The following is a 15,628-nucleotide window of genomic DNA, read 5'->3' as shown; positions in this document are numbered from 1 at the left end:
CATGCAGGACCTGCTTCACGAGCCGCTTCTGACCTGGGGGTTGCGCTGCTTTCTGGCGCTGCTCTTTGCGACGGCGGCGATCTCGAAACTGACCGCGATCGAGGAATTCCACGGCGTGGTCCGCAATTTCCGCCTGCTGCCCGACGGGCTTGCCCGGCCCGTCGCGCTGGCGCTGCCGGTGGTGGAGCTGGCGGTGGCGGCGGGGCTGATGGTCACGGCGCTTGCCGCGCCCGCGGCCATCCTTGCCGCCCTGCTGCTGGCGGGCTTCGGCCTGGCCATCGCGATCAACGTCGCGCGGGGACGCAGGCAGATCGATTGCGGCTGTTTCCGCGACGGCATGAAGCAGCGCATCAGCTGGCTGATGGTCGCCCGCAATGCCGGGCTGGCCGGGCTGGCGCTGCTGATCGCCGCGCTGCTGCCCGCCACGCGGGCCGGCGGCGCGCTGGACCTGCTGGTCGGGCTGATGGCCGGGACCCTCTTCATGCTGCTCTATTTCACCGTCTCGATGCTGGGCGGGCTCTCTGCCCGGCAAGGCGCAACCCCGTCACCGAAAGGCCGCTGACATGACGTTTCTGATTGCCTCCAACATCCTGCTGTGGATCGCGTTCCTGGGCGTGACGGTGGCGCTTCTGGGCCTGATGCGCCAGGTCGGGCTGCTGCACGAGCGGTCCTCGCCCATGGGCGCGATGATCACCGACCATGGCCCCGACATCGGCGACGCCGCCCCGGAATTCGAGCTGCCGGACTATTTCGGGCAGGGCGTGAAGATCGGCGGCGCCTCCGGGGGCCGGCCCACGCTTCTGATGTTCACCGCGCCGACCTGCCCGGTCTGCGACAAGCTGTTCCCGATCATCAAGTCGATCGCGCGGGCGGAAAAGATCGGCGTGGTGATGATCAGCGACGGCGCCCCCGAGGAACATGCCCGCTTCCTGGAAAGCCACGAGCTGGGCCAGATCCGCTATGTCGTCTCGGCCGAGATCGGCATGGCCTTCCAGGTCGGCAAGATCCCTTACGGCGTGCTTCTGGACGCCGAGGGCGTGATCAAGGCCAAGGGCCTGACCAATACGCGCGAACATCTGGAAAGCCTGCTGGAGGCCGACAAGACCGGCTTCGCCTCGCTGCAGCAGTTCATCGCCAGCCGCAAGCAGAACGCGGCCTGATCCGGCCGTTCAGTCTCAACCCCAAGCAGAGGGAGGAAAACGATGCTGGGGAATTTCAGGTTCGACGACATGGTCGAGAAACTGTCCCGCCGGGTGGCGGGCCGGACCAGCCGCCGGGGCGTCATCGGCCGCCTGGGCACGGTGATGGCGGGCGTGGCGCTGGTGCCGCTGCTGCCGGTCGACCGTCGGGGGCGGGTCAGCCGCGCCCATGCCGCCGGTCCCGCCGATGGCAGCGATCCGCGCGCCAAGTGGCAGCCGCAGGACACCGACATCCAGTCCTGCGACTATTGGCGCCACTGTTCCATCGACGGCAATATCTGCGACTGCTCGGGCGGGTCGCTGACCAACTGCCCGCCGGGCACCAAGCTGGCGACGGCATCCTGGGTGGCCAGCTGCTATAACCCGACCGACGGCGAAAGCTACCTGATCGCCTATCGCGATTGCTGCGGCGCGAACATGCCCGGCCGCTGCCCCTGCCTGAACACCGAGGGCGAGCTGCCGGTCTATCGCCCGGAATTCGCCAACGACATCATCTGGTGCTTCGGCGCCGAGGATGACGCGATGACCTATCACTGCACCATCTCGCCCATCGTCGGCAAGGCAAGCTGACGGGCGGGTGCGAACCGGCCGGATGCGGGCGCGCCGCCTCCGGCACCCTCATTTTCAGGAGAAAGACATGCCCTTTCCGACGAAGGCGCGGACCCTGCTGGCCGCGGTCGCCATGGCGCTGGCCACAGCTTCCGGCGCGCTTGCCGATAAGATCGAGCTTCTGGACGCCGCGCCCGAGGATGCGCTGGTCGTGAACATCGACAAGATGAAATACGAGACGCCCGAGATCACCATCAAGGCCGGCGATGCCGTCACCTGGACCAATCAGGAGGTGATGCCCCACAACGTCCATTTCCTGGCCGGCGTGGTCGCCGACGAGGCGGTGAAGGGCACCATGCTGAAGAAGGACGAAAGCTGGTCGGCGCGGTTCAACGAGCCGGGCACCTATGACTATCACTGCACCCCGCATCCCTTCATGCGCGGCAAGGTCGTGGTCGAATAGGGCAGAGGCGGAAGGAACCCGGCCATGTGGATCCCTTATGACATCCGTTCCTCGCTGAAGGCGGAAAGCAATCCCGAGGCCGTGCGGCTGTCGCGGGCCGATGGCCGGCGCCGGGATTTCGTGGTCGGCTTCTGCCTGCGCAACCCGATCACGCAATCATGGGAGCTGGACATGGTCGCCGATGCCGAGCCCCAGCAGATCCCCGCCGGCCCGGACCTGCCCGAGGCGCGGATCAGCATCTATGGCAACGAGGCGGGCAAGCTGGGCGAGGTGATCTATCAGCTGCCCGCAAGCTCGGCCGAGGAGGCGCTGGACCGCTCGCATGCGGATTTCCAGCTGCGCCTGATGCGTTATCTGGCCGAGATCGGGCGGGGCATGGCGATCGGCGGCTGGCGCATCGCCGACATGGCCCATGGCGCGCGCTGGCGCTGCACCCCGTTCCGCCCCAGCGCGATGAAGGTGGATTTCCAGGCGCTGGCCCCGGCCGACCGCGACCTTGCCCCTTTCATCGAGCTGTTCCAGCGCGCCCGCAACGCCTTCGACGCGGCCAGCCGCCTGCTGGCGGGCTATGCGGTGCTTCATGCCGCGCATGGCGGGCATCCGGCGCTGCGCCGCTCGGGCGCGGAAACGCTGCGCGTCACCCAGGAAATGCTGGTCCATTCCGGCGCGCTGGCCTGGCCCCAGCCGCTGCTGGACCTGGAGCTGGGCCAGCTGCTGTCGCTGATGCGGCCCCATCACGACCGGCTGATCCAGGGCGGCGTGCTGGCCCCGGTCCTCGACGATCTGGCCGGGCAGAGGCGGCTGGCGCAGCTTGCCAACCTGTCGGACCTGATCGCCCATCGCCTGATCTGCGCCGAGATCCGGGCGCGCGGACGCGATCCCTCGCGGGCCGAGGCGCTGGCCGTCATGGCGCGGGGCCTGCGGGCGGCGGGGCCGGCCGAAGCGGGGTTGGGGGCATGAGGCGATGCGGGGCGGGCTGAACATCCTTCTGCTGCTGTCGCCGGTGCTGCTGGCCGGATCGGTGATCGCCGGCGTCGCCGCCTCGGGCCACGGCCTGCCCCCGGCGGACCGGCTGGAAGCGCTGGAGGAGCTGGGCCGCCAGCTGTTCCACGAACCGCTGCTGTCGCGCAATGGCAGCCAGTCCTGCGCGACCTGCCACGATCCCGACCATGCCTTCACCGATCCGCGCGAAACCGCGGCGGGGCGGGCGGTCTCGCTTGGCGATGACGGAACATCCCATGGCGACCGCAACACGCCGACGCTGAGCTATGCCTTTCTCAGCCCCGCCTTCCACCGCGACGACAAGGGCCGCTACAAGGGCGGCCAGTTCTGGGACGGGCGCGCCGACGACCTGAAGGACCAGGCGGGCCAGCCGATGCTGAACCCGGTCGAGATGGGAATGCCCGACAAGGCCGCCGTCATCGGGCGCCTGCGCGGCGAACCCGGCTATGTGGCAGAGTTCGAGGCGGTCTTCGGCCCCGGCGCGCTGGAGGACATCGACCGCGCCTTCGACCATGCCGCCGAGGCGCTGGCCGCCTATCAGTCGACCCCCGAATTCGCGCCCTTCGATTCGAAATACGACCGTTACCTGCGCGGCGAGGCCGAGCTGACCCCGCAGGAGGAATTCGGCCATACGGTCTTCATCACCTGGAACTGCCGCCTGTGCCACCAGCTGCGCAAGCAGGGCCTGACCCAGCACGAGACCTTCACCAGCTTCGAGTATCACAATATCGGCGTGCCGGCGAACCATGCCGTGCGGGCGCTGAACGGTCTGGGGCCGGACCATGTGGACCGGGGCCTGGCCGAACGGCCGGGGATCGACGATCCGGCGCAGGCCGGGCGCGTCAAGGTGCCGACGCTGCGCAATGTCGCCGTGACCGGCCCCTACATGCGCAATGGCGTCTTCGAGGATCTGCGCACGGCGGTGCTGTTCTACAACAAATATCCCAGCCGCCGGCCGATCCACCAGATCAACCCGGAAACCGGAGCGGACTGGGGCCCGCCGGAAGTGGCCCAGAACCTCTCGCTGCCCGAACTGCAATCGGGGCTGATGGTCGATGACGCCCGGATCGATGCGCTGGTGGCCTTTCTGGAGACGCTGACGGACCGGCGCTACGAGCCCCTGCTGGAGGAACGGCGCCGGGAAAGGGCCGCGGCGGGGGACTGAGCTGCAAACCCGGCAAGGGAGGTGAAGATGGCATCCAGCAAGCGCAAGATGAACCGTCGCACGGCGATCACCGAGACCGCGCGCGCGGCCGGCGCCGTGTGCCTGGGCGGGTTCTCGCTGGCGGCGCTGGTCCATATGGCCCGGCAGGCCGACGCCCGCGCCCTGCGCCCGCCCGGCGCGCAGCCCGAGGCGGATTTCCTGTCGGCCTGCGTGCGCTGCGGGCTGTGCGTGCAGGCCTGTCCCTATGGCACGCTGTCGCTGGCCGAATGGGGGCAGGAGCCCGCCGTCGGCACGCCCTTCTTCACCCCGCGCGAGGTGCCCTGCTACATGTGCCGCGACGTGCCCTGCGCGCGGGCCTGCCCGACCGGGGCGCTGGACGGCGACATTGCCATCCGCGATGCGAACATGGGCGTTGCGGTGCTGGTCGGGCACGAGGATTGCCTGAACTACAAGGGCATGAATTGCAGCATCTGCGTGCGGGTCTGCCCGATCCGCGGCGACGCGATCACGCTGGAGCCGGGCGAATACAACGGCCGCAGGATCATGATCCCGACCGTGCATTCGCGCCATTGCACCGGCTGCGGCACATGCGAGAAGCATTGCGTGACCGGCCATGCCTCGATCCGGGTCCTGCCGCGCGACCTGGGCCTTGGCGGATCCGGTCGCAACCGCGCGGGGCGCAAGGCATGAACGCGCGCTGGCTGATCGCCGACAGCCGCCGGCTGGGGGTTCAGGCCCATGGCGTGCTGCGCGCGCATAAATGGTGGCTGCTGCGGCGGATCTGCCAGATCTCGGTCCTGGGCCTGTTCATGCTGGGGCCGATGGCGGGGATCTGGATCGCGCGGGGCAATTTCGCGGCCAGCCAGATCGGCGGAGTGGTGCCGCTGGCCGATCCCTATATCCTGATCCAGGGCCTTTTCGGCGGCGCCTCGCCGGCCATCCCCGTCGTGACCGGGGCGATCATCATCGCGCTGGCCTATCTGATCGTCGGCGGGCGGGTCTATTGCGGCTGGGTCTGCCCGGTCAACATCGTCACCGACGCCGCCTTCTGGCTGCGCGAGAAGACCGGCCTGACCCGCGACCGCAAGCTGGACCGCCGCAGCCGGCTGGGCATCCTGGCCGCGACCCTGCTGGCCTCGGCCCTGACCGGCACGGTTGCGTGGGAATTCGTCAATCCGGTCAGCCTGATGCAGCGCGCCTTCATCTCGGGCATCGGCTTCGGCTGGGCGATCATCCTGGCGGTGTTCCTGCTGGACCTGTTCGTCTCGCGCAGGGCGTGGTGCGGCCATCTGTGCCCGGTGGGGGCGTTCTACGGGCTGATCGGGCGCGGTTCGCTGGTGCGTGTCGCGGCGGTGAACCGCGACGCCTGCACCGATTGCGGCGCCTGCTTCACCATCTGCCCCGAGCCGCATGTGATCGTGCCGGGGCTGAAGGGAACGGGCAGCCCGCTGATCCTGTCGGGCGATTGCCAGAATTGCGGCGGCTGCATCGATGCCTGCCCGGTCGACGTGTTCAGGATGACCACACGACTGACCGTGCCGCAGGCCCGCGAGGGCGGCTGAGGCCCGCGCTGTCGGATTCCGCGCCGTCAGATATGGATGGCGCGGTAGTCGGCTTCGCTGATGCCCAGCCGGCGCAGGTCCGAGGCGGCCGGCATCCGGTGGCCTTCGGCCGAGGCGGCGACGGCGATCGCGGCGCGCATCGTGGCAAGGATCGTGGCGAATTGGCGGATGAGGCGGAGCATGATCGTCTCCCTTCTGACGGATCGTGGCGGATGCCATACAGATGGGAGCATCGGGCGTTTTCTGCAACGCAGCATTGGTCATGGCTGCCATGACCGCAGGGTATGGCGGCCCCGCCCCGAACCGGGGCGGGGGTCTCTGGTTCAGTCCTCGTCGGCGGCCATCTGCGACAGCACCTCGCCCTTGCCGCGCGCGCGCAGGATCAGCGGCACGATGAAGGCCAGCGCCGCCAGGCCCAGCAGGACCGCCGCGATGGGCGATTGCAGCAGCGTCGTCCAGTCGCCCTGGCTGATCGACAGCGCCCGGCGCAGCTGCTGCTCGGCCATCGGCCCGAGGATCAGGCCGACCACGATGGGCGCGATGGGATAGCCGAACAGCCGCATCACATAACCCAGCACGCCGAAGGCCAGCAGCATCCCCAGCTCGAAGCTGGAGGGGTTGGCGCCGATCGTGCCGAGCGTGGCGAACAGCAGGATCCCCGCATAGAGCCAGTGGCGCGGGATGGTCAGCAGCTTCACCCACAGCCCGATCAGCGGCAGGTTCAGCACCAGCAGCATCGCATTGGCGATCAGCAGGCTGGCGATCAGCCCCCAGACCAGCGTCGGATTGGTCGCGAACAGCAGCGGGCCGGGCTGCAGCCCGAACTGCTGGAACCCCGCCAGCATGATCGCCGCCGTGGCCGAGGTCGGCAGGCCGAGCGTCAACAGCGGCACCAGCGTGCCGGCGGCGCTGGCATTGTTGGCGGCCTCGGGTCCCGCCACGCCCTCGATGGCGCCGTTGCCGAATTCCTCGGGGTGCTTGGTCAGCTTCTTTTCGGCCGCATAGGACAGGAAGGTGCCGATCTCGGCCCCGCCGGCGGGCATGGCGCCGATGGGAAAGCCGATGGCGGTGCCGCGCAGCCAGGGCTTCCAGGACCGCCGCCAGTCCTGCAGGCTCATCCAGACCGAGCCCTTGACGGCGGTGACCTCGTCATCCTGCCGCACGCGCTGGCCGGCGATAAAGAGCGCCTCGCCCACGGCGAACATGGCGACGGCCATGGTCGTGACCTCGATCCCGTCCAGCAGGTCGGGCACGCCGAAGGACAGCCGCGCCTGGCCGGTCAGCTGGTCGATGCCGATGCAGGCCAGCGCCAGGCCCAGGAACAGCGATGTCAGCCCGCGCAGCGCGGAATCGCCGAAGGCGGCCGAGACGGTGACGAAGGCCAGCACCATCAGCGCGAAATATTCCCGCGGCCCGAAGACCAGCGCGATCTTGACGATCGAGGGCGCCAGGAAGGCCAGAAGCAGCGTCGCGATCAGCCCGGCGATGAAGGACCCGATGGCGGCGGTGGCCAGCGCCGGTCCGCCGCGCCCCTTGCGGGCCATCTTGTTGCCCTCCAGCGCGGTGATGATCGAGGCGCTTTCGCCCGGCGTGTTCAGCAGGATCGAGGTGGTCGAGCCGCCATACATGCCGCCGTAATAGATGCCCGCGAACATGATCAGCGATCCGGCCGGGTCCAGCCGGTAGGTCACCGGCAGCAGCAGCGCCACGGTCAGCGCCGGGCCGATGCCGGGCAGCACGCCCACCGCCGTCCCGAGCGTCACCCCGATCAGCGCGTAAAGCAGCATCGCCGGTTCCGAGGCGGTGGCCAGCCCCTGCAGAAGGAAGGTATATGCGTCCATGTGCTAGCCCCGTCGGAAGATCAGCTGCTCGATCGGGCCGGCGGGCAGATGCAGCATCAGCAGTTGCGAGAAGACGCACCAGACCGCGAAGGACAGCGCGATGCCCACCGACAGCGACAGCGCCATGTTGCGCTTGCCGAAGCCGCGCGCGGTGAAGGCGAACAGGATCCCGGTCGCGATCGAGAACCCCGCCGCGTGCAGCAGCATCAGCTGCGCGGCAAGGCCGGCCACGATCCACAGCACCGGCGCCGGGTTCTGGGCGGGACGTTCGGGAAACTCGCCGCGCAGGGCCGCGATCACCGTCCACAGCGCCAGCCCCAGCAGGCCGAAGCCCACGACGCGGGGCACGCTGGCCGGTCCCAGCCCGGAATAGCCGCCCAGATCCGCCAGCCGGGCGCTGTCCCACAGCACCACGGCCCCGACGACGGCCAGCCCGGCGGCGATGAAAAGCGCAGCCGTGTCCCGGCCGCGCTTCATGTCCTGCAACTCCCGGCTCATTTGACCAGACCGATATCCCTGAGCACCGCCTCGGTCGCGGCAATGTCGCTTTCCAGCTGGGCGTCGAATTCGGCCCCGGCCAGATAGGTGTCGGCCCAGCCCTTGTCGGCCAGCTGCTTCTGCCAGTTCTCGGAAGTCACCATCGCCTCGATATCGGCCGAGATCTTCGCCTTCTGCTCGTCCGTCAGGTCCGGCGCGGCGGCGACCATGCGCCAGTTCTCCAGCACCACGTCCAGCCCGGCCTCCTTCAGGGTCGTCGCGTCCACGCCCTCGATGGGTTCGGGGGCCGAGGTCGCCAGCAGCCGCAGCGTGCCCGCCTGGATCTGCGCCTCGAATTCACCCAGCGACGAGATCCCCGCCGTCACCTGGTTGCCCAGGATCGCGGCCAGCGCCTCGCCGCCGCCGGAATAGGCGATATAGTTGATGGTGGTCGGATCGACGCCCGCGGCCTTGGCGATCAGCCCCACCGCGATATGGTCGGTCCCCCCGGCCGAGCCGCCGGCCCAGCTGACCGAGCCGGGATCGGCCTTCAGCTGCTCGATCAGCCCGTCGATCGATTCGATGGGCGAGGCGGCGGGGACGACGATCGCCTCGTATTCCCCGGTCAGCCGGGCGATCGGCGTGACATCGGCCAGCGAGACGGGCGAATTGTTGGTCAGGATCGCGCCGACCATGACATAGCCGCCGACGATCAGCGCATCGGGATTGCCGCGGTTCTGGCTGGCGAATTGCGCCAGCCCGATGGTGCCGCCCGCGCCGGGCACGTTCTGGACCTGCGCCGAGCGCGAGATGCCTTCCTCCTGCATCACCGTCTGCATGGTGCGCGCGGTCTGGTCCCAGCCGCCGCCGGGATTGGCGGGGGCGATGATGGTGTAATCGGCCGCCGCCGGCAGCGCCATCGCGCCCGCGAACAGGCCGGCCAGCACAAAATTCCTCATGGTGTTCCTCCGCTGATGCCGGGCCCGCCTCGGCGGCCCGGACTTGGGTTCGTCTGTCGGTTGGAATGCCGCGCCTCTCCCAAAGCGCGGCAGCCTTGCGGAAGGGCGTCACCCGTTCCGCGATCCGTTCCAGCACAGAAAGCTGTCATCCACCTGACATCGCGGCGGGTTTTTTGCGCGGCGGATCAGCGGGGATCGGCAGGGGATCAGCGGCCCGCCAGGGCCTCGTTCCAGCGCGCCAGCAGGCGGTCCCGCGTCGCGCGGTCCAGATAGGCCAGCAGGCCGGGGCTGACCGGCACGGGCTTCAGCCGCAGCCCGGCCAGGTCCTGCATCCCGCCGGCCGGGCTGTCGCGCCCCGCCACCTCCAGGCTGACGGCCGACAGCCGCAGCGTGCGCGACAGCAGCGTCTGGCCCTCGGGCGACATCAGGAAGGCCAGGAAATCCGCCCCCGCGCCGGGGGACCGCGCCGCCTCGGGCACCAGCCCCACGCGCGAGACGACGACGGTGAAGTCGCGCGGCAGGATCAGCCCGACCCGGTCGGGATGGCGGCGCGCATATTCGGCGGCATAGGATCCCAGCAGGTTGTAGCCCAGCACCAGCTCGCCCTCGGCAATCCGCTCCAGGATCTCGGCCGAGGTCGGGTATTGCTGCACCCTCGCCCGGCCCATGGCGGCCACGACCGACCAGATGCCGGGATAAAGCTCCTGGTCGCGGGCCAGGAACAGATAGCCCACGCCCGAGCGCGCGACGTCATAGGTGCCGATCCGGCCCCGCGCCCGGTCGGGATGTTCCGCCATCCAGCGCATCAGGTCGGCGCGGGTCGAGGGCGGCGGTTGCCCGGCGAAGCTGGGCCTGTGATAGGCGAAGACCGCGGGCTCGAAGGTCAGCGCATAGGCGGTGTCGCGCCAGTTCGCCCAGCCGGGCCAGTCCTCGCTGTCGGGGGTCAGCACCGGCCGGGCGAAGCCGTCATTGGCCAGCTTCACCTGCAGGTCCATGGCCGAGGAAAAGGCGAAATCCGCCGTGCCCCCGCCGGCTTCGCTTTCCGCGACGATGCGGTCGTGCAGCTCCTGGGTCAGCAGGGTCTCGTATCGCACCGCCAGGTCCGGGTTCCGGGCCTGATGGGCCTCGATCAGCGGCCGGGCCAGCGGGATGTCCAGCGAGGAATAGATGCGCAGCTCGCCCTCGGCCCGGCCCGAGGGGGCGGGGAATTCCGCAAGCTCTGCCCGCGCCGCCCCGACCAGCGACAGCAGGGCGAGGGCGATGGCCGGAAGGTGCAGGCGTGAAGCGGTCAGGCGCATGGGCCGGGATCTTGAAACAGCCGAAGCCCGTTCACAAGCCTTTCGCGCGGCGCTAGGTTCCGCTTCGGGGGAGGGATCGATGCGCATCCTGCTGGTCGAGGACAACCTGTCTCTGGCAGAGGGGCTGACGGCGCTGCTGCGCCAGTCGGGCTATGCCGTGGACGTGGTCCATGACGGCGCCTCGGCCGAGGCCCTGGCGGCGGCGGTCGGCTTCGACCTGGTGATCCTGGACCTGAACCTGCCGCAGATGGACGGGCTGGACGTGCTGCGGGCGATGCGGGCGCGGCGCAATCCCGCGCCGGTGATGATCCTGACCGCGCGCGGCAGCCCCGAGGAGCGCGTGCGCGGGCTGGACCTGGGCGCCGACGACTACCTGATAAAGCCCTTCGACATCGGCGAATTCGAGGCCCGCATCCGCTCGCTTCTGCGCCGGCAGGCGGGGCTGCGCAGCTCCACCGCCAGTTTCGGGGCGCTGGAATTCGACCTGATTGCGCGCAGCTTCTCGGCCTCGGGCCAGCCGCTGGAGCTGCCCACCCGCGAGCGCGACCTGCTGGAGCTGCTGATCCTGCGCGCCGGCAAGGTGGTGGCGCGCGAATCGATCATGGCCTCGTTGACGACGCTGGATGCCGACCTGTCGCCCAACGCGGTCGAGCAATATGTCAGCCGGCTGCGCAAGCGGCTGGCGGGTCTGGGGCTGACCGTCAGGACGGCGCGGGGCATCGGCTATTTCCTCGACCGGATACAGGCATGAAACTCCGCCCGCCGCGGGGCCAGTCCTTCTCGCTTCGGCGCAGGCTGCTGGCCTGGCTGCTGGTCGCGACCGCCGTCCTGGGCACCGGCGCGCTGATCGACACCTGGCGCGAGGCGGTGCGCATGGCGAATGCGCTGGCCGACCGGATGCTGGCGGGATCGGCGATGATCATCGCCGAACGCGCCTCGCTGGACGAGGATGCGCTGATCGCGATCGACATCCCCTATGGCGCGCTGGAGATGCTCAGCTCGGCGGCGCAGGATCGGGTATTCTATCGCGTCGACGGCCCGCCGGGCCACCTGGTCACGGGTTACGGCGACCTGCCGGTGGCGCCCGCGGTCCAGGGCCAGGACGCGGCCTTCGCGGATGCCACCTTCCGCGGCGTGCCGGTGCGGGTGGCCAGCCTTGCGCGCGCGGCCTCGACCGGCATCGACGAGGTGCCGGTCATCGTCACCGTGGCCGAAACCACCATCGCCCGGCAGGAACTGACGCGGGCGATCCTGATGCGCTCGGCGCTGCGGCTGCTGGTCATGATCCTGGGCGCCGCCGCCATCGTCTGGATCGCGGTCACCGTCTCGCTGCGCCCGCTGGACCGGCTGGGCGAGGCCATCGCCGAACGCAGCCCCGACGACATGAGCCCGGTGAAAACCCATGTCCCGCAAGAGGTGCGCGGCTTGGTCGAGACGATCAATTCCTTCATGCGGCGGCTGAAATCGGCGCTGGACGGGCTGCGCAACTTCACCGGCAATGCCGGCCATCAGCTGCGCACGCCCTTGGCTGTGGTGCGCACCCAGCTGGCGCTGGCGGCGCGGGCGCCGACCCTGGCCGAGGCGCAGCAGGCCGCGCAGAAGGGCGATGCCGCCGTCGCCCATGCCGAGCGCGTGCTGGCCCAGCTGCTGCTGCTGGCCAGGGTCGAGGCGGCGGGCGGGGCAGGGCAGGCGGCCAGCGTCCTGGACCTGAGCGCGCTGGCGCGCGAGCTGACCGCCGACCACATCCCCGCCGCCGCCGAAGCCGGCATCGACCTGGGCTTCGAGGGGGACGGGCCGCTGCCGGTCCGCGCCGCCCCGGTGCTGCTGGGCGAGGCGCTGAGCAACCTGATCTCGAACGCGCTGCTGCATGGCGGGCGGGGCGGCGTCGTCACCGTGCGGGTGCGCCGCGACGGCGACCGGGCGCTGCTGGAGGTCGAGGATGACGGCCCCGGCATCCCGCCCGAGGCCCGCCCCGCCGCCGTCAGCCGCTTCGCCCGTGGAGAGGCCGCCGGGCCGGGCATGGGGCTGGGCCTGCCGGTGGTCGAGGAGATCGCCACCCTGTTCGGCGGCCGGCTGACGCTGTCCGACGGCGCGGCGGGGCGCGGGCTGCTGGCCCAGGTCGCGCTTCCGGCCCTGCCGCGCGGCTGATCCCCGCCGAAGGGTCACGCAATCGTCATGAGGACGCTTGCCGAATCACGCGCGCTTCGGCATTTTCAGCGCGTTCGCGCTTTCGTGAACGCAATCTGATGGCCGGGCCCCTCTGGCGGACGTGGCGGCACGTCCGTGATGTCGGCATCGATCTTTGACCAGCCGCCTGGATTTTTTCGAATGAGCCACGGAAACGAACCTCTCATGGGGGGTGGCCTGAATGGCCAGCCTGTTCGTCCGACCCTGAAATATTTCACCTGGGCCTTCATCGTCACCGCGATCGGCCTGGCACTGGGGGTGGTGCTGGGCTGGCAGATGACCGGTACCATCGGCGGCACGCTGTCGATCTTCTTCATCTGCGCCGTGCTGGCGGTGCTGGAGATCTCGCTGTCCTTCGACAATGCCATCGTCAACGCCAACAAGCTGAAGGAGATGACGCCGGTCTGGCAGCGCCGCTTCCTGACCTGGGGCATCCTGATCGCGGTCTTCGGGATGCGGATCGTCTTCCCGCTGCTGATCGTGGTGATCGCCGCCAATATCGGCCCCTGGCAGGCCATCGTGCTGGCCGCCGCGCGGCCCGAGGAATATTCGCGGATCATGCACGACGCCCATCTGCCCATCGCGGCCTTCGGCGGCACCTTCCTGATGATGGTCGGGCTCAGCTTCTTCTTCGACCATGAAAAGGACGTCCACTGGGTCCGCTGGCTGGAACGCCGGATGCAGCGCTATGCGACCATCCGCGGCATCGAGGTGGCCATCGTGCTGGTCACGGTGCTAATCTTCTCCAGCTTCCTGGACACCTATGATTCAGAGGTCTTCTTCGGCGCGGCCATCTGGGGCCTGCTGACCTTCCTGCTGGTCGAGGTCGTGGGCGGGCTTCTGGACAGCTCGCAAGAGATGCTGCACGCGGGGGCGAAGGGCGGCCTGGGCGCCTTCCTGTATCTGGAGGTGCTGGACGCGTCCTTCAGCTTCGACGGGGTGATCGGCGCCTTCGCGCTGACGCAGAACCTGTTCATCATCGCCATCGGGCTGGGGATCGGCGCGATGTATGTGCGCTCGATGACCATCATGCTGGTCGAGAAGGGCACGCTGGCGCAGTATCGCTATCTGGAACATGGCGCCTTCTATGCCATCATCGCGCTGTCGGTGATCATGTTCTGCCAGTCGCTGGTCCATATCCCCGAGGTCATCACCGGCCTGGGCGGCGCGGCGCTGATCGGCGTCTCGCTGTGGTCCTCGATCCGCTGGAACCGCCACAACCCCGCGGCCGAAGGCTGATCCATCCCCCAGGCCCTGCAAGCCGCCGTTTCCCGGAACGGCGGCTTCTTCATGCCGCGCCGGCGGGTTCCGGCCGCCGCCCTCCGCCTCATCCCAAAGTGTGAACCGGCGCGCAATCGCTGGCCCGCCGCCACAAAGCCTGTCAGTCTGCCGCCGGAACACGTTCTTCGGGGAGGAGCAGCGTGGCGAAGGATTCAGCGAAGGATCTGTCGGGGCCGCTTGCCCCGGTCATCGGGCTTGCGGCGCAGGTCGGGCAGGGCCTGATCGGGCACGAATTGCTGGTCGAGCGGCTGATGGTCGCGCTGCTGACCGGCGGGCATGTGCTGATCGAGGGCCCGCCGGGACTGGCCAAGACGCGCGCCGTCAAGCGGCTGGCGGCCGGGCTGGCGGGCAGCTTCGCCCGCATCCAGTGCACGCCCGACCTGATGCCCTCGGACATCACCGGCACGCAGGTCTTCCGGCCCGACAGCGGGCGGTTCGACTTTCTGCCCGGCCCGCTGTTCCACGAGCTGGTGCTGGTGGACGAGATCAACCGCGCGCCCCCCAAGGTGCAATCCGCGCTGCTGGAGGCGATGGCGGAATCGCAGGTGACGGCGGGCGGCGTGACCCGCGCGCTGCCCGATCCGTTCATGGTGGTGGCGACGCAGAACTCGATCGAGCACGAGGGGACCTTTCCGCTGCCCGAGGCGCAGCTGGACCGTTTCCTTCTGCACCTGAACCTGACCCTGCCGGGGGCCGAGGCCGAGCGCGCGATCCTGGATCTGGTCGAGGACGAGGGCCGCGCCGATCCGCGCCCGCCCGCGCGGCGGCTGGAGGCCGGGGCGATCCATGCGGCGCGCGATGCGGTGGCGGCGGTGCATCTGGCCCCGGCGCTGAAGGATTTCATCGTGCGGCTGGTGGTGGCCACGCGGGAAACCGAGGGCGGGCCGCTGGCCGGGCTGGTGGAACATGCCGTCTCGCCGCGCGGTTCGCTGGCGCTTGCGGCCTCGGTCCGGGCGCGGGCGGCGCTGCTGGGCCGCGACCACGGCCTGCCCGAGGATGTCGAGGCGCTGGCCGCCGATGCGCTGTCGCACCGGCTGATCCCAAGCTGGCGGGCAAGCTCGGAAGGGCTGTCGCCGCGGGACCTGATCGCGCGGCTGCTGACCCATGTCCGGCCATGGTGAGGGCCTTACCGGAGGGGGCCGGGCAGGGGGCCGCCGATCCCGCCGGCGTCAGCACCGCATCGCTGATGGCGCTGGAGCCGCTGGCCGCCCGCGACGGGCGCGAGGCCGTGGCGCTGGCCGAACGGCCCGGCACGACCGCCACGCGGCGGCGCGGGCAGGGCCATGAGATCCGCGAGATCCGGCCCTTCGCCGATGGCGACGATCCCCGCCATATCGACGCCGCCGCGACCGCCCGCTCCGGCAGCCCGCAGGTGCGCAGCTTCCACGAGGACCGCGAGCGCAGCCTGCTGCTGATCGCCGATTTCCGCCGCCCGATGCTGTGGGGCACCGCGTCCCGGCTGCGCTCGGTCGCGGTGGCCGAGATGCTGGCGCTGGCCGGCTGGCGGGCGGCGCTGCAGGGGGGCGCGGTGGGCGTGGTGGCGCTGACCGATGCGGGTCCCGATGCGCAGCCGCCGCGGCCCCGGCACCGGGGCATGGCGCTGGCGGCCGCCTGCCTGGCCCGCGCCCATGCCGCCGCGCTGGCC

18 protein-coding genes are annotated in these 15,628 nt (G+C 69.9%); 13 read left to right on the top strand and 5 right to left on the bottom strand.

Going from position 1 to position 15,628, the window contains the following annotated elements:
- Window position 1: 1 nt before the first annotated feature.
- From C9E82_RS02960 to napH, 8 genes are all read left to right on the top strand, one after another.
- Entirely contained in the window at window positions 2–562 is a 561-nt protein-coding gene (locus C9E82_RS02960) for a MauE/DoxX family redox-associated membrane protein (RefSeq protein ID WP_119901084.1), read from the top strand.
- A 1-nt stretch (window position 563) separates the two neighbouring features.
- Window positions 564–1,160: a methylamine dehydrogenase accessory protein MauD gene (mauD, locus tag C9E82_RS02955; protein ID WP_119901085.1), complete on the top strand. Its 597-nt coding sequence runs from the start codon at window positions 564–566 to the stop codon at window positions 1,158–1,160.
- A 42-nt stretch (window positions 1,161–1,202) separates the two neighbouring features.
- Entirely contained in the window at window positions 1,203–1,769 is a 567-nt protein-coding gene (gene mauA, locus C9E82_RS02950; RefSeq protein ID WP_119901086.1) for a methylamine dehydrogenase (amicyanin) small subunit, read from the top strand.
- A 67-nt stretch (window positions 1,770–1,836) separates the two neighbouring features.
- On the top strand, window positions 1,837–2,211 hold the full coding sequence (locus tag C9E82_RS02945; RefSeq protein ID WP_119901087.1) for an amicyanin: 375 nt from the start codon (window positions 1,837–1,839) through the stop codon (window positions 2,209–2,211).
- A 24-nt stretch (window positions 2,212–2,235) separates the two neighbouring features.
- The gene (gene mauJ / locus C9E82_RS02940) at window positions 2,236–3,171 is read left to right on the top strand and encodes a methylamine utilization protein MauJ (RefSeq protein WP_122449193.1); all 936 of its coding nucleotides are present in this window, start codon (window positions 2,236–2,238) and stop codon (window positions 3,169–3,171) included.
- 4 nt (window positions 3,172–3,175) lie between these two features.
- Window positions 3,176–4,378 (top strand): cytochrome-c peroxidase, encoded by a 1,203-nt coding sequence (locus tag C9E82_RS02935; protein ID WP_119900874.1) that lies wholly within the window; start codon window positions 3,176–3,178, stop codon window positions 4,376–4,378.
- Window positions 4,379–4,405: 27 nt separating this feature from the next.
- Entirely contained in the window at window positions 4,406–5,068 is a 663-nt protein-coding gene (napG, locus tag C9E82_RS02930; protein WP_119900875.1) for a ferredoxin-type protein NapG, read from the top strand.
- Window positions 5,065–5,940 (top strand): quinol dehydrogenase ferredoxin subunit NapH, encoded by an 876-nt coding sequence (gene napH / locus C9E82_RS02925; protein WP_119900876.1) that lies wholly within the window; start codon window positions 5,065–5,067, stop codon window positions 5,938–5,940. Before napG ends, napH begins: the two co-directional genes overlap by 4 nt.
- Window positions 5,941–5,966: 26 nt before the next feature.
- Here the strand turns inward: napH and C9E82_RS24350 are convergent, their stop codons facing one another.
- The 5 genes from C9E82_RS24350 to C9E82_RS02905 all read right to left on the bottom strand — a co-directional run bounded on the left by C9E82_RS24350 (window position 5,967) and on the right by C9E82_RS02905 (window position 10,515).
- A complete protein-coding gene (locus C9E82_RS24350) occupies window positions 5,967–6,122 on the bottom strand; it encodes a hypothetical protein (RefSeq protein WP_170162181.1) in 156 nt (51 codons plus the stop codon).
- A gap of 141 nt (window positions 6,123–6,263) precedes the next feature.
- A complete protein-coding gene (locus tag C9E82_RS02920) occupies window positions 6,264–7,781 on the bottom strand; it encodes a tripartite tricarboxylate transporter permease (protein WP_119900877.1) in 1,518 nt (505 codons plus the stop codon).
- Between the two features lie 3 nt (window positions 7,782–7,784).
- Complete coding sequence (locus C9E82_RS02915; protein WP_240643694.1) at window positions 7,785–8,258, bottom strand: tripartite tricarboxylate transporter TctB family protein; 474 nt, start codon at window positions 8,256–8,258, stop codon at window positions 7,785–7,787.
- Window positions 8,259–8,275: 17 nt separating this feature from the next.
- Window positions 8,276–9,217 (bottom strand): Bug family tripartite tricarboxylate transporter substrate binding protein, encoded by a 942-nt coding sequence (locus C9E82_RS02910; protein ID WP_119900879.1) that lies wholly within the window; start codon window positions 9,215–9,217, stop codon window positions 8,276–8,278.
- A gap of 206 nt (window positions 9,218–9,423) precedes the next feature.
- Complete coding sequence (locus C9E82_RS02905) at window positions 9,424–10,515, bottom strand: ABC transporter substrate-binding protein (protein WP_119900880.1); 1,092 nt, start codon at window positions 10,513–10,515, stop codon at window positions 9,424–9,426.
- Between the two features lie 79 nt (window positions 10,516–10,594).
- Here C9E82_RS02905 and C9E82_RS02900 point away from each other — a divergent pair, with 79 nt between their 5' ends.
- From C9E82_RS02900 to C9E82_RS02880, 5 genes are all read left to right on the top strand, one after another.
- A complete protein-coding gene (locus C9E82_RS02900) occupies window positions 10,595–11,266 on the top strand; it encodes a response regulator transcription factor (RefSeq protein WP_119900881.1) in 672 nt (223 codons plus the stop codon).
- Window positions 11,263–12,663, top strand: coding sequence for a sensor histidine kinase (locus tag C9E82_RS25225; RefSeq protein ID WP_122449192.1), 1,401 nt, complete (start codon window positions 11,263–11,265; stop codon window positions 12,661–12,663). The genes C9E82_RS02900 and C9E82_RS25225 overlap by 4 nt, the downstream gene beginning before the upstream one ends.
- 180 nt (window positions 12,664–12,843) lie before the next feature.
- Window positions 12,844–13,941, top strand: a complete 1,098-nt coding sequence (locus tag C9E82_RS02890; RefSeq protein WP_425325174.1) for a DUF475 domain-containing protein — start codon at window positions 12,844–12,846, stop codon at window positions 13,939–13,941.
- 206 nt (window positions 13,942–14,147) lie between these two features.
- Window positions 14,148–15,104, top strand: a complete 957-nt coding sequence (locus C9E82_RS02885; protein WP_240643469.1) for an AAA family ATPase — start codon at window positions 14,148–14,150, stop codon at window positions 15,102–15,104.
- Window positions 15,101–15,628: DUF58 domain-containing protein (locus C9E82_RS02880; RefSeq protein ID WP_244935990.1), on the top strand; the 528-nt coding region annotated here is incomplete at its 3' end. The genes C9E82_RS02885 and C9E82_RS02880, both read left to right, overlap by 4 nt.

This window comes from Paracoccus sigandri, from assembly GCF_003709565.1.
Classification (GTDB): domain Bacteria; phylum Pseudomonadota; class Alphaproteobacteria; order Rhodobacterales; family Rhodobacteraceae; genus Paracoccus; species Paracoccus siganidrum.
The sequence above is the reverse complement of the archived record's forward strand: the minus strand, read 5'-3'. Positions and strand labels throughout refer to the sequence as shown.

Excerpts from the sequence above, each read along its gene's own strand:
- C9E82_RS02960 (WP_119901084.1), top strand. The coding sequence starts at position 2 with ATGCAGGACCTGCTTCACGAGCCGCTTCTGACCTGGGGGTTGCGCTGC.
- mauD (WP_119901085.1), top strand. The coding sequence starts at position 564 with ATGACGTTTCTGATTGCCTCCAACATCCTGCTGTGGATCGCGTTCCTG.
- mauA (WP_119901086.1), top strand. The coding sequence starts at position 1,203 with ATGCTGGGGAATTTCAGGTTCGACGACATGGTCGAGAAACTGTCCCGC.
- C9E82_RS02945 (WP_119901087.1), top strand. The coding sequence starts at position 1,837 with ATGCCCTTTCCGACGAAGGCGCGGACCCTGCTGGCCGCGGTCGCCATG.
- mauJ (WP_122449193.1), top strand. The coding sequence starts at position 2,236 with ATGTGGATCCCTTATGACATCCGTTCCTCGCTGAAGGCGGAAAGCAAT.
- C9E82_RS02935 (WP_119900874.1), top strand. The coding sequence starts at position 3,176 with ATGCGGGGCGGGCTGAACATCCTTCTGCTGCTGTCGCCGGTGCTGCTG.
- napG (WP_119900875.1), top strand. The coding sequence starts at position 4,406 with ATGGCATCCAGCAAGCGCAAGATGAACCGTCGCACGGCGATCACCGAG.
- napH (WP_119900876.1), top strand. The coding sequence starts at position 5,065 with ATGAACGCGCGCTGGCTGATCGCCGACAGCCGCCGGCTGGGGGTTCAG.
- C9E82_RS24350 (WP_170162181.1), bottom strand. The coding sequence starts at position 6,122 with ATGCTCCGCCTCATCCGCCAATTCGCCACGATCCTTGCCACGATGCGC.
- C9E82_RS02920 (WP_119900877.1), bottom strand. The coding sequence starts at position 7,781 with ATGGACGCATATACCTTCCTTCTGCAGGGGCTGGCCACCGCCTCGGAA.
- C9E82_RS02915 (WP_240643694.1), bottom strand. The coding sequence starts at position 8,258 with ATGAAGCGCGGCCGGGACACGGCTGCGCTTTTCATCGCCGCCGGGCTG.
- C9E82_RS02910 (WP_119900879.1), bottom strand. The coding sequence starts at position 9,217 with ATGAGGAATTTTGTGCTGGCCGGCCTGTTCGCGGGCGCGATGGCGCTG.
- C9E82_RS02905 (WP_119900880.1), bottom strand. The coding sequence starts at position 10,515 with ATGCGCCTGACCGCTTCACGCCTGCACCTTCCGGCCATCGCCCTCGCC.
- C9E82_RS02900 (WP_119900881.1), top strand. The coding sequence starts at position 10,595 with ATGCGCATCCTGCTGGTCGAGGACAACCTGTCTCTGGCAGAGGGGCTG.
- C9E82_RS25225 (WP_122449192.1), top strand. The coding sequence starts at position 11,263 with ATGAAACTCCGCCCGCCGCGGGGCCAGTCCTTCTCGCTTCGGCGCAGG.
- C9E82_RS02890 (WP_425325174.1), top strand. The coding sequence starts at position 12,844 with ATGAGCCACGGAAACGAACCTCTCATGGGGGGTGGCCTGAATGGCCAG.